A 13,411-nucleotide genomic window follows, 5' to 3' on the forward strand; every position below is an offset into this window, starting at 1 on the left:
ATTGCATACGCGTTACGCACCCGTGCGCCGGTCTCTTGGTCCGAAAACCAATACCCCTCGACTTGCATGTGTTAAGCCTGCCGCTAGCGTTCATCCTGAGCCAGGATCAAACTCTTCATCGTATATTATGCGAGTTAAATTGCTTTAACTCTATTTATTTTTGACTGAAGATTCTAGTGGTTTATTCTAATCTCTCGATTCTATTACTCTTATTCTTTTGTTCTGATTTGCATCAGAACGGCTGTCAATTCAATATGTCTAGGAACGTGTTCTTCTTATTATTTCTCTTCGTTTTTCACATTTGATGTGTTTCTCGAAGCGGGTGCAAAAGTACAACTTCTTTTTAATCTCGCAAGAAATTTTTAAAGTTTTTTTTTAGAAAATTTTACTCTTCTTTTCTTTTCAATTTCTTACCAGTCTCTCAAGGAACTTACCACATTTGCGGGGCGCAAAGATAGAATTCTAATTATTGTCTCACAAGCTTTTTTTGACTTTTATTTTAACACAATCATCAATCTTCTTGTCAGTATTTCTTAGAACGTCTATCGCTGTTGCGGGTGCAAAAGTAGAACCTTTATTCGTTTTGACAATAACTTTTATAAAGTATTTTGAAAGTATTTTTTAATCAACTGAAAACGTGAAACTTATTTTTTAGTTTTGTAAGTTTTTAGAGTTGTTAACGCTATTTTAAACACAAAGAACACCAAGAAAACACAAAGCCCACAAAGACTTTCCTAATAAACTATACTATTATATATAGTACATATCACTATTTCAAGCACGATTCACTAGCCCCGACCTGCCTGCCGACAGGCAGGTGGTAGCGGCACCCTCTTGTGGTAGCGACAGCGGACACAAGAGATATAGCGGATAGCGGGAAATAGCTTCAAAAAATCACTCTTATATATATGTACAAAATCAACTTCATTCAAAAGCACAAAAAAACCTGCCTCGTTTAGAACGAGACAGGTTTTACAAATCAAACAAATTCTGTTTCCTAATTTTACTTAGTAAAAAACTTGAAAGAAGTTTTTATTTTATAGTTTTCTCCCGGGTTTAAAACCGTAGCTGGGAAATCTTTTTGATTTGGAGAATCTGGATAATGTTGCATCTCTAAACAAAGTCCTGTTCCACAAACACAGACCTCCCAACAATCCTGAACACATACGAAAAAAGCCTCTTTCGAAAGAAAGAGGCTTTTAAATATATCAAAATTGCAGTACTACAATTTGCTTACAAATTTAGTTAACTTTGATTTCAAGTTAGAAGCTTTATTATCATGGATAATATTCTTTTTAGCTAACTTATCAATCATAGAAATAACATTTGACAATTTAGAAGTAGCATCAGATTTATCAGTAGCTATTCTTAACGCCTTGATAGCATTACGAGTAGTTTTGTGCTGATATCTGTTTAACACTCTTTTCTTTTCGTTACTTCTAATTCTTTTTAGAGCTGATTTATGATTTGCCATTTTATTGCTTTTTTATCTTTTACTTTTTTTTGTAGTCCGTAAGGGAATCGAACCCCTGTTACCAAGACGAAATCTTGGCGTCCTAACCCCTAGACGAACGGACCTTATCCTCTAGTTCTTTTCAATCTACTACAATTGAATTGTAGCCCGTAGCGGAATCGAACCGCTCTTACATGGATGAAAACCATGCGTCCTAACCGATAGACGAACGGGCCATTCCCCCCTCTAAGTTCAGGGTAACTTTAATCTTTTTGTAGCCCGTAGCGGAATCGAACCGCTCTTACATGGATGAAAACCATGCGTCCTAACCGATAGACGAACGGGCCATTTTCTCCCCTCTGAGTTCAGGATTACTTTAATCTGCAAAAAAAATAGTAGCCCGTAGCGGAATCGAACCGCTCTTACATGGATGAAAACCATGCGTCCTAACCGATAGACGAACGGGCCTGCTTCTCTAATGCGGATGCAAAAATACAACTATTTTTGAAACGTACAATAGCAGATGCGAAAAAAAAAAATTTTTTTAATATGCTTTCGCAAAAAACACTCTTCCTACAGAAGGATTCCCAGTGAATACACAGCTTCCCGCCTCTTTTATCCTATCCAAAGGAACACATCTTATAGTCGCTTTAGTAAGATCTTTAATCTTTTCTTCAGTGACTGCAGTTCCATCCCAATGCGCTGATACAAAACCTCCTTTTGTGTCTAAAACTTGTTTAAACTCATCAAAACTATTTGCCTCGGTAATATGAGCCTCTCTGTAATTTAATGCCTTATCAAACAAATCTTTTTGAATTTGCTCTAATAAATCGCTTATAAAAGTCGCAATTCCATCTTTAGACTTCACTTCTTTAGTTAAAGTATCTCTTCTTGCTACTTCATAAGTTCCATTTTCAAGATCTTTTGGACCAACAGCTATTCGCACCGGAACTCCTTTTAATTCCCATTCTGCAAATTTAAAACCTGGCTTTTGCGTAGTTCTATCATCAAACTTCACCGAAATACCCAGTTTACGTAAATCAACAATTAACTTATCTACTTCTTGCGTTATTTGTGTTAATTGCTCCTCTGACTTATATATAGGAACAATCACTACTTGTATTGGAGCTAAATTAGGAGGTAACACTAATCCTTGATCATCAGAGTGCGTCATAACTAAGGCTCCCATCAATCGGGTAGAAACTCCCCAAGAAGTCCCCCATACATATTCTTGCTTTCCTTCGGCATTAGCAAACTTCACATCAAAAGCTTCAGCAAAATTTTGTCCTAAAAAGTGCGAAGTTCCTGCCTGAAGCGCTTTTCCATCTTGCATCAAAGCCTCAATACAATAGGTCTCCTCAGCACCAGCAAAACGTTCTGTTTCGGTTTTCAATCCTTTAACAACAGGAATTGCCATAAAGTTTTGTGCAAAATCAGCATATACATTCATCATTTTCTCTGATTCCTCGATAGCTTCCTTTCTTGTTGCGTGTGCAGTATGCCCTTCTTGCCATAAAAACTCAGCAGTTCTTAAAAACAAACGCGTACGCATTTCCCATCGAACTACATTAGCCCATTGGTTAATCAACAAAGGTAAATCTCTATAAGATTGCACCCATCCTTTATATGTAGACCAAATAATAGCTTCACTTGTAGGACGGACAATAAGCTCCTCTTCTAACTTAGCATTTGGATCAACCATTAACTTTCCTGGTCTATCAGGATCATTTTTTAATCTATAATGTGTTACCACAGCACATTCTTTAGCAAAACCTTCGGCATTTTTTTCCTCGGCTTCAAACATACTTTTAGGAACAAATAAAGGGAAATAAGCATTTTGATGCCCTGTTTCTTTAAACATTCTATCTAACTCGGCTTGCATTTTCTCCCAAATTGCATAACCATAAGGTTTAATGACCATACAGCCTCTAACTCCTGAATTTTCGGCTAAATCAGCTTTTACAACCAGCTCATTATACCATTTTGAATAATCTTCTGATCTTGTAGTAAGGTTCTTACTCATATTGAATAGTTTGGCACAAATTTTGTTTTGTTTTATTTAACTAAATAGTTTGGCAAAACTAACTATTTTTGTAATGTGCAACAATAAAAAACCCAATAGATATGAAAACTAATATTTTTTCATCCAAAGAAGTGCAAAATTATCTCTGTATTGGATTACTGAGCCTTTTTATGGTTTCATGTGGTTCTTATCAAAATAGCTCCTATTACGAAAGAGATGGGATTTATGGCGCTTCAAACAACAGAAATGTAGAAAGAAATACATCTTCAGACAATTATTATAAAGATTATTTTAGTTCGCTACAAAACGACAATCAAACCCCTGAAACCTTTACCGATATTGACAACTACAGTGATAACAATCCTACAAACAACAACAGCGCTTACTCAAACTATGGTGATTGGGGAAATAATTACACCAAAGCAGATGTGAACGTTTATTCCAATTACTGGGGATTAAATTACGGTTTTGGATATTCAGGATGGGGATATCCTTATTCTTTTTCTTTCGGATGGAACTCTCCTTACTATTATGGATATGGATGGAATAGCTGGGGTTACAATTACTACCCATATAACTATGGATGGAATTATCCTTATTATGGTTACAACAGCTACTATTACAATCGCCCTAGCAGTAATAACTATCGTTCTTACGCACCAGGCAGAAGAGGATCTACTGTAACTAACTCAACAAGTACAAACAGAGACTACGCTCCTACCAGAAGCTATTCGACAAGCAGAAATTATTCTACAGATAGAAGCTATTCTACAAATGGAGTTAGCACAAGTAGAAATAACACCTTTACAAACCCCAGAACCTACAACAGCTCTAATAGCAATAACAACACTCAAACAATAACCAGAAGAGGAACAACTCAAAGTCAAAACAACGACTACAACAGCAATAGACAACAAAGCAACTATTCAAGAAGCGAAAGTTCCACCCCTACTAGATCCTACAGTAGTCCTTCTTACGGAAGTGAAAGCAGTGGCAGATCTTATAGCGGAGGAGGCGGAAACAGCAGTGGAGGAAGTAGTTCAAGATCATCAGGAGGAAGTAGAAGATAAATAATCATTAAAAAAAATCACTAAAATGAAAAAAAAACTATTTTTAATACTATCTGTACTTTCTTTTGGTATTGCACAATCTCAAGAAATAAGTGACGCTGTACGTTTCAGTCAAGAAAACTTAAATGGAACTGCCCGTTTCAGAGCTATGAGTGGTGCTTTTGGGGCCTTAGGAGGAGATTTATCTTCCATAAATGTTAACCCTGCTGGTTCTGCTATATTTGCAAATAATCAAATGGCAATAACAGCAAGCAATACTAATACCAAAAACAATTCTACTTATTTTGGTTCGACAAATACAGAAAAAAACAATTCTTTTGACTTTAACCAAGCTGGATTAGTATTTGTTTTTAATAACAACAATAGAAACAATGAAGGGTGGAAAAAGTTTTCTTTAGCCATAAATTATGATAACAAAAACAACTTCGATAATACTATTGGCTCTTTTGGAATCAATCCAACAAATTCAATTGGGAATTATTTTTTAAGCTATGCAAACGGTATTCCTTTAAATAGCTTTAAAGATTCCTATTACGAAAATTTAAGCCACGCATCCCAACAAGCTTTCTTAGGTTACAATGCCTTTATTATTGATCCCGCAAATGCTGACCCTAACACCAACTCATACATCTCAAATATTGCTGAAGGAGGCAATTACTATCAAGAAAACACTGTTTCCACTAATGGTTACAACGGAAAACTATCTTTTAACGCAGCTGCTTCTTGCAATGATAAATTTTTCATAGGGATCAACTTGAACTCTCATTTTGTTGATTACACTCAATCATCCGTTTTTTACGAAGACAATGACAACACTTTAGAACCTACTAGTTACAGAGTAAACAAAGTTCAATTCAACAATAATTTGTATACTTATGGTTCTGGTTTTTCATTCCAACTTGGAATCATTGGTAAAATAACTAATGAAGCACGAGTAGGTCTTTCTTATGAATCACCAACATGGTACAAACTGAATGATGAGCTAACTCAAACTTTAGTAGCAGTAAGTGCCAATTCAACAACTGGACCTCTAGATCCTGATGTGGTTGACCCAAATGTTACTAATGTTTACGCTCCTTATAAATTACAAACTCCAGGAAAATTGACAGGAAGTTTTGCCTATGTGTTTGGAAAAACAGGACTCATAAGCATTGACTATAGCCGTAAAAATTATGGCAACATTAGATTTAAACCTGAATACGACAGTTACTACCAAGGTGTAAACAATGAAATAGACAAAACACTTTCCAGGACTAACGAAGTAAGAATAGGTGGAGAATACAAAATTGAAAGATTGAGCTTAAGAGCCGGTTATCGTTTTGAACAAAGTCCTTATAAAAACAAAACAACTATAGGTGACTTGAATGGTTATTCGGGAGGTTTAGGTTATAATTTTGGAAGCACCAGAGCGGATTTATCTTATGCTTACGCCGAAAGAAATTCGCAACAAGCTTTCTTTAGCCAAGGTTTGACTGACAGAGCCAATATCAATTCCATCACTAACACGGTTTCCTTAACGCTGTTATTTGAATTATAATTACTAAAAAACAACCGTCTTGTCTTTATTAGAAACAAGACGGTTATTTTTTTAGCCGTGATGACAATGGAAATCCTCCCGATTTTTCTTCGGGAGATTACTTCACTATACTTTTATCTTAATAGGAGTTCAGTGAACTTCGTTTGCAATGGACAGCCCGAATAGCTCCATAAAAAAATAGCTAAATGGCAAGGAAACAAGTTCAATTTGAATAAAAAAACGTAATTTTGCCATCCAATTTACAAAACTATGAGAACCAAGTCTTTAAAAAAGAATAAAATAAATGTAATTACCCTAGGATGTTCAAAAAACATATACGATAGTGAGGTATTAATGGGACAACTTCGCGCCAACGGAAAAGAGGTGGAACACGAAGCTCCTGCTGAGAGAGAAGGGAATATTATTGTAATCAATACTTGCGGTTTTATTGATAATGCAAAAGCAGAATCGGTAAATATGATTTTGGAATACGCTGACAAGAAAGAAAAAGGTTTGGTTGACAAAGTTTTTGTAACTGGATGTTTATCGGAGCGATACAGACCTGATTTAGAAAAAGAAATCCCTAATGTAGATCAGTTTTTTGGAACTACTGAATTACCTCAACTGTTAAAAGCTTTAGGAGCCGATTATAAACATGAATTATTAGGCGAGCGTTTGACAACAACTCCTAAAAATTATGCCTATTTAAAAATTGCCGAAGGCTGTGATAGACCTTGTAGTTTTTGTGCTATTCCTATTATGCGTGGTGCACACGTTTCGCAACCTATTGAAAAATTAGTAAAAGAAGCTCAAGGTTTAGCCAGAGACGGTGTAAAGGAATTGATTTTGATTGCTCAGGATTTAACTTATTACGGTCTTGACATTTATAAAAAACGAAATCTTGCCGAATTACTGGAAGCTTTGACAAAAGTAGAAGGAATCGAATGGATTCGTTTGCATTACGCCTTCCCTACTGGTTTCCCTATGGATGTTTTGGAATTAATGAAACGCGAACCTAAGATTTGCAATTATATAGATATTCCGTTACAACATATTTCTGATTCTATTTTGAAATCGATGCGTCGCGGTACAACTCAGGCTAAAACAACTCAGCTATTAAAAGACTTTAGAGCAGCAGTTCCAGGAATGGCAATTCGTACTACATTAATTGTAGGTTATCCAGGAGAAACTCAGGAAGATTTCGAAATCTTGAAAGACTTTGTTCAAGAAATGAAATTTGACCGAATGGGATGTTTTGCATATTCTCACGAAGAAAACACCCACGCTTATTTACTTGAAGACGATGTTCCGGACGATGTAAAACAAGATCGTGCCAATGAAATAATGGAATTACAATCGCAAATTTCATGGGATTTAAATCAAGAAAAAGTGGGACAAGTATTTAAATGTATTATCGACAGAAAAGAAGGAGAACATTTTGTAGGTCGTACTGAATTTGACAGCCCGGATGTAGATAATGAAGTATTGATTGACGCTTCAAAATATTATTTAAAAACAGGCGATTTTGCTATGATTAAAATCATAGAAGCAACAGAATTTGACCTTTATGGAGAACCAGCATAAAAACTAATTTTAGCTATTTAAAAAAAATAAACATGAACAAGACACTTTTTTTCTTCGTATTAGCGTTTATAACAATATCCTTTAATACTGCATTTGCTCAATATGGTTACGGAAATGGATATGGCAACGGTTATGGCGGTGGCGGTATGGGAATGAGCAGAAACAGCATGAGCCAGATGGATCAAACTGCTTCAAAACCCAAAGAAATCCCTGTAGAAGTAACCGTTAGTAAAATAATGGAAAAATTAAAACCTGAATTAAATCTTGACGAATTGCAAACTATTGCCATTGGAAATGTATATACTGACATTATCAAATCGCAAACAGCCATAATGAAAGACGAAAAATTAGGACAAGCCGAAAAATCAATTGAAATAAAAGCGCTTTTTGAAGTTAATGAAAGAAAGGTAAATGAATATTTAAACGAAGAGCAAAAACAAAAATACAAGGCACTCAAAGAAGAGGGCGGAAATAATAAAAAAGAGAAAAAGAAAAAATCAAAAAAGGAAGACTAATAGTTTTCCTTTTTTAATAAAATAAATTTAAAATGAAAAAACATCTTAGTTATTTAATTCCTGCAATAATCATTATTACATCATGCTCAACAAATCCTTATAAAAAGAGTGAGAAAGAATACGATACTAAATTAAAATCTTTCAAGGAACAAATTTCGAATAAAGAACCAGAACCACTACCTATTGTAAAAAAGACAATCATAAACATTGATAGTGTCTATACCAAACAATTATATACTTTTAAAGATAGTATTTTTAAAGTAGGTTCCACCCAACTAGACAATGGAATTCACACGGAATGGATTAGTACTGTAAATTTCAATCTTCGTAAGCCTAATTTTATCATCATTCATCATACAGCACAAGATTCTATTCAACAAACGATTAAAACTTTTACAAAAGTAAGTGCACAAGTAAGTTCACATTATGTAATTGCCGATGATGGACATGTGGTACAAATGCTAAACGACTATTTACGTGCCTGGCATGCCGGAACAAGTTCATGGGGTAAAAACACTGATATAAATTCTTCTTCTATAGGGATCGAATTAGACAATAATGGTAGCGAACCTTTTTCTGAAGCTCAAATAACCAGTTTAATGGCTTTATTGAGTAAGTTAAAAAAAGACTACAACATTCCTGTTCAAAATATTATTGGTCATTCAGACATTGCTCCTAGTCGAAAAAAAGATCCTAGTGCTTTATTTCCTTGGAAAACTTTAGCCGAGAATGGATTTGGTATATGGAAAGACGATACGATTCCTTTAGCTCCTTTCGATTTTAATCCTGAATTAGCATTACAAATTATTGGTTATAATACTAAGAATTTAAGTGCCGCAATTACTGCTTTTAAATTGCATTATATGCCCGAAGAAACCAATGCTATTTTAGATCAAAACACTATCAATACCATTTATTCTATTTATCTAAAACAATAATAAGTAGTTTAAAAATTAGAAAAGTTCTTTGAAAAACATCAAAGAACTTTTTTTATGCCTAAGTAAGAGAAAACCACTACGAACGAACTTCTTTAAATTAACAAAACTAAAGCCACCATAGTTGAAATTCTTCTTTTATTAGCTTCAGACTTAAAAGATTACCCCAAATCAATCGGTATCAATTTGCGTGATCTATGTCAACCCCTTTGGAAGTTAAAAGTAATACCATTTAGAATTATAAAATAATCCGATTTTCCAACTCCCTCTCCTTTGGAGAGGGTTGGGGTGAAGTAAATAAAAAAACTGTTTATAATTCTAAATGGTATAAAATACACTCAAAAATGCCTCGCCATCAACTATAATTTAAGCCCAATATATTCATAAAAAAACTGCCAAAATACATAAAGTACCTTGGCAGTAAAAAAAAAATTATCACTTATTATATTTTGAATTTTGGCAATTCTTAGAATCCATAAACTAAAGCTACTGAAACTTGAGAAGCAGATTTTGTTGGAGCTAAATCAGAGTCAACAAACATTTTATCTTTACCTGAATCTAATCTAAATTCAGGAATAACAGTCAATCCGCCAGATTTTAAGTTAGCTGATAATGTAAAAGCTGTTACAGACGAATCACCTACATATAAGTTTTTAAAATCAAAATACTCAGCTCTTAAACCTAAACCAAACTTATCCGTTACTGCTATCGAAGGATATAAAGCTACACCAGTATAATCATAAGACAACGCATTACCATGTTGAAAATCAGCAGCATTCAAACCTAACTTGAATTTTTCAGTCAATTGAAAAGTAGCTGTTAAATCAACTATAGTCCCTGACTCTGATCCGTCCATAAAATTAAGATAAGCACTTACTTTTTCTGTAGGAGCAAACGACAATTGGGCTCCTATTGTACTTAATCCTTTTATTGAATTTGCTTTATAATTATTCCAAGTATCATTGAAAGCACCTACCATGATACCTACTTTGTCAGAAATAGCATAATTTACTTTTACCCCTGCATTTTGGAATGGTCCATTAGTAAACAAATAAGAAGTTGAATAATGGAAATTTGCCAGTGGCGAAATTACCTCATATCCAATAAAAGTTCCCATGTAACCTGCTGTGAAACTTAATTTATCTGTAGCTTTATAAGTAGCGTACAAATTTTGGATGTGGAAAGAATTAACATCTGTTCCATCACCATTTGGAATCGATTGATATTGCCCTCTTGGTCCAAAAGAAACTTCACCCACGAAAGAAGTCTTACCCGTAGTTTTCTTCAAAGCAACATCAATCATCCCCAAAGACACTGAATTCTGATCTGTTGCAAAACTAGTTGGAATATTTGCCATTTTTGAAAAATCGTATTTGTAGTAAACATCTGCAGAACCTGAAATTTCTAACGGAGTGTCTTGTGCAAATGTCATGCTTCCTGTCAGTGCTAAAGCTAAAATAAAAATTACTTTTTTCATGTTTAATTTGTTTTGGTTATTTAAACTATTTCTACCTAAAAGACGATATTAACATATTATTCTTAGTTTTTAATATATTTTTAACTTCTTCGTTGAGGCAAATTTATCGACTTTTACTTTCACAAAAACGAAATAATATAACTTTTTACCTATTTTTACGCAGAATTATCAAAAATCGAGATTCAATTAAAAAAAAATACATTTTCTTCATTTTTCAACATCAAAAAAAAGATTATTCTCACATAAAAAACCACAAAACCCCTTAAAAAACATACTTAAACCAAAAAACAACACTTAAAAAACATAAAAAACACCTTTTAACACATTAAAAACAAAAACACCCCTAAAAAACAATAGGGTACAACAAAAAATAAATAAAAAAAAAAACATCAACTCCGGTAAAAAGGGCAACAAAACCAAACAAAACAAAAAACCTCCCAAAAGGAGGCTTTCTATTACAGAAACATGTATTGTTAAATACTATAAAATATAGAGACTATACTACTTTGCTTTATTTAACTCATATTAAAGAAAACAGATTAATTAAGAATTCACCATATCTAAAGAGGACTTATTACAAAACTAAAAGTCCAAATTCACGTAAGGTATTAATAGGTTTAGAATACCAAAACAATTCAAAATTTTCTAAATTCAATTCAAAATTGGCTTTTAATTCTTGAAAAGAATAGGTTTTAGTATTCAAAACAGTAATCTTTTGAAGAATTGTTACTAACCACTCTCCTTCTGCTTTATTAGTTTGAATAACAAAACTTTCTTTCTTATCGTGAAAAGTCAAACTCATCATTTCCCATGAATTGCCTTTCTTAGTCTTAGTAAAATTTTCAACAGATGGTTTTCCACCAATCCAAACTATTTTAGCCGTAGGTTTAATAGTGAAATTAACATCCGATTCTAATGCATTGAAAATAAAATCTTCAGGGATTTTGGTTCTGGGAATTTTAAAATCAAACCATTCTTGCAATTCGAAATCAAAACAGATTCCGTGCATATAATTAAACAAGGATTTTTTTAAACCAAAACTAAACTTATCGTGATCAATTCCTGTTGAATCAGTATAATTAATATCATTATTAGCGAAAGTTCCAATGGCTTCAGTTTCTTTTACCACTCCAAATTTCTCCGGATACAATCCCACAGGACTGTGCGCCGTCATGGCAAATTGATGCCAAAACCCAGATTGCAAAATTCCTGCTTCAAACAATTGACGTACCATTTCGAGACTATCTACTGTTTCCTGAACCGTTTGTGTTGGATAACCGTACATTAAATAAGCATGTACCATGATACCGGCTTCAGTAAAATTACGGGTTACACGCGCCACTTGTTCGACTGTCACGCCTTTGTCAATCAATTTCAACAAGCGATCAGATGCTACTTCGAGTCCACCCGAAACAGCAATACAACCTGAAGCCTTCAATAATAAGGCTAAATCTTGGGTAAAACTTTTTTCGAATCGAATGTTAGTCCACCAAGTCACCGACAATTTTCTGCGAAGAATTTCGAGAGCTAATGCACGCATCAAGGCTGGTGGTGCAGCTTCATCTACAAAATGAAATCCATTTTCACCCGTTTGAGTAATCATCTCTTCCATTCTATCGCAAAGCAAACTGGCAGCTACTGGTTCGTAAACCTTAATATAATCTAATGAAATATCGCAAAACGTACATTTCCCCCAATAACAACCGTGTGCCATGGTGAGTTTATTCCAACGACCATCGCTCCACATACGGTGCATTGGATTTACAATTTCGATTACCGAAATGTATTTATTCAACAACAAATCCGAATAATCTGGCGTACCCACTTGAGATTGTTTGTAATCGGGTTTAGTAGAATTATTTTTATAAACTACTTTTCCTTCTTCTAAAAGGAAAGTTCTTTTAAAAGAGTTGTAATCTGGATTTTCAATACTGGAAATTAATTCCTCTATTGGAACTTCGCCATCATCCAAAGTAATAAAGTCAAAAAACTCAAAAACTCTTGCATCTGACAGTGAACGTAATTCGGTATTGGGGAAACCGCCACCCATAGAAATTTTAATTTCAGGATGATGTTGTTTTACCCATTGAGCCGAACGAAAAGCCGAGTATAAATTCCCTGGAAATGGAACTGAAATCAAAAAGAAAGTAGGTTGAATCGTTTCGATTCGTTCTTTCAGAATCGAAAGTAAAACTGTATCAATATAAGTAGATTCCTGCTGTAAGGCTTCGTACAATTCGTCAAAAGAATTGGCACTTCGACCTAAACGTTCGGCATAACGGCTGAAACCAAAATTAGCATCAACACATTCAACAATAAAATCAGAGATGTCTTCGAGATACAAGGTTGCCAAATGCTTGGCCTTATCCTGCGTTCCCATACTTCCAAAAGCCCAATCCAATTCTTCCAATTGTGTAAAACGAGAAGCTTCGGGCAAGTAATCTTCCTGACAAATCTGTAATGCCAAAGTTGGATTTTTTCCTTGCAAAAAAGCAATTACCGAATCTATGGTTTTAACATATTCGTCTTGTAAAGCAAAAATCCTTTGAGTGTTTGTAGTTTTTGGTTTGTTGTTTGTCGTTACTTGATCAAAAATAGCCGACAGTCCTTCTTTCGAAAACAACTTTAAAATCACCTCAATTCCTAAATCTGCCTGAACCGACTCGATTCCTTTTGTATTCAGAAACCCTTTGATATAAGCAGTTGCCGGATACGGTGTATTCAGTTGGGTAAAAGGCGGCGTGATAAGGAAGAGTTTGGTTTTCAAAGGGAAATGTTTTGTGCAAAAATAAGGGATAATTTTAGTTTCTATTCCAATGCTGATTGAAAGTTTTTACA

General features: G+C 34.3%; 10 protein-coding genes, 4 tRNA genes and 1 rRNA gene. 5 read left to right on the forward strand and 10 right to left on the reverse strand.

What is annotated here, in order from left to right; translation table 11 throughout:
- From GTZ96_RS10050 to proS, 8 genes are all read right to left on the reverse strand, one after another.
- Window positions 1-122, reverse strand: a 16S ribosomal RNA gene (locus GTZ96_RS10050); the annotation flags it as partial.
- Window positions 123-1,003: 881 nt separating this feature from the next.
- Window positions 1,004-1,207 carry an aldose epimerase family protein gene (locus tag GTZ96_RS10055; RefSeq protein ID WP_317168898.1) on the reverse strand — a complete coding sequence of 68 codons (204 nt, stop codon included), beginning with the start codon at window positions 1,205-1,207 and terminating at the stop codon, window positions 1,004-1,006.
- 15 nt (window positions 1,208-1,222) lie between these two features.
- Window positions 1,223-1,474 (reverse strand): 30S ribosomal protein S20, encoded by a 252-nt coding sequence (gene rpsT / locus GTZ96_RS10060; RefSeq protein WP_161643694.1) that lies wholly within the window; start codon window positions 1,472-1,474, stop codon window positions 1,223-1,225.
- Between the two features lie 32 nt (window positions 1,475-1,506).
- A tRNA-Glu gene (locus GTZ96_RS10065) sits at window positions 1,507-1,578 on the reverse strand.
- Window positions 1,579-1,617: 39 nt separating this feature from the next.
- Window positions 1,618-1,689 (reverse strand) — tRNA-Glu (locus GTZ96_RS10070).
- A gap of 39 nt (window positions 1,690-1,728) precedes the next feature.
- Window positions 1,729-1,800: transfer RNA gene (locus tag GTZ96_RS10075), tRNA-Glu, on the reverse strand.
- Between the two features lie 49 nt (window positions 1,801-1,849).
- A tRNA-Glu gene (locus GTZ96_RS10080) sits at window positions 1,850-1,921 on the reverse strand.
- A 76-nt stretch (window positions 1,922-1,997) separates the two neighbouring features.
- Complete coding sequence (proS, locus tag GTZ96_RS10085) at window positions 1,998-3,476, reverse strand: proline--tRNA ligase (protein WP_161643696.1); 1,479 nt, start codon at window positions 3,474-3,476, stop codon at window positions 1,998-2,000.
- A gap of 101 nt (window positions 3,477-3,577) precedes the next feature.
- Between proS and GTZ96_RS10090 the strand changes: the two genes are divergently transcribed.
- The 5 genes from GTZ96_RS10090 to GTZ96_RS10110 all read left to right on the forward strand — a co-directional run bounded on the left by GTZ96_RS10090 (window position 3,578) and on the right by GTZ96_RS10110 (window position 9,099).
- Window positions 3,578-4,546: a hypothetical protein gene (locus GTZ96_RS10090; protein WP_161643698.1), complete on the forward strand. Its 969-nt coding sequence runs from the start codon at window positions 3,578-3,580 to the stop codon at window positions 4,544-4,546.
- 25 nt (window positions 4,547-4,571) lie between these two features.
- Window positions 4,572-6,083: an OmpP1/FadL family transporter gene (locus tag GTZ96_RS10095; RefSeq protein ID WP_161643700.1), complete on the forward strand. Its 1,512-nt coding sequence runs from the start codon at window positions 4,572-4,574 to the stop codon at window positions 6,081-6,083.
- Window positions 6,084-6,332: 249 nt separating this feature from the next.
- Complete coding sequence (gene rimO / locus GTZ96_RS10100) at window positions 6,333-7,646, forward strand: 30S ribosomal protein S12 methylthiotransferase RimO (RefSeq protein WP_161643702.1); 1,314 nt, start codon at window positions 6,333-6,335, stop codon at window positions 7,644-7,646.
- Between the two features lie 32 nt (window positions 7,647-7,678).
- A complete protein-coding gene (locus GTZ96_RS10105) occupies window positions 7,679-8,161 on the forward strand; it encodes a hypothetical protein (RefSeq protein ID WP_161643704.1) in 483 nt (160 codons plus the stop codon).
- Between the two features lie 32 nt (window positions 8,162-8,193).
- On the forward strand, window positions 8,194-9,099 hold the full coding sequence (locus GTZ96_RS10110) for an N-acetylmuramoyl-L-alanine amidase (RefSeq protein ID WP_161643706.1): 906 nt from the start codon (window positions 8,194-8,196) through the stop codon (window positions 9,097-9,099).
- A gap of 463 nt (window positions 9,100-9,562) precedes the next feature.
- Here GTZ96_RS10110 and GTZ96_RS10115 read toward each other — a convergent pair whose 3' ends face one another.
- Together GTZ96_RS10115 and GTZ96_RS10120 are read right to left on the reverse strand one after the other, a co-directional pair.
- Window positions 9,563-10,573, reverse strand: coding sequence for a porin (locus GTZ96_RS10115; protein WP_161643708.1), 1,011 nt, complete (start codon window positions 10,571-10,573; stop codon window positions 9,563-9,565).
- Between the two features lie 574 nt (window positions 10,574-11,147).
- Entirely contained in the window at window positions 11,148-13,340 is a 2,193-nt protein-coding gene (locus tag GTZ96_RS10120) for a B12-binding domain-containing radical SAM protein (RefSeq protein WP_161643710.1), read from the reverse strand.
- Between the last annotated feature and the right edge of the window lie 71 nt (window positions 13,341-13,411).

It is taken from the genome of Flavobacterium undicola (genome assembly GCF_009909155.2).
GTDB lineage: Bacteria > Bacteroidota > Bacteroidia > Flavobacteriales > Flavobacteriaceae > Flavobacterium > Flavobacterium undicola.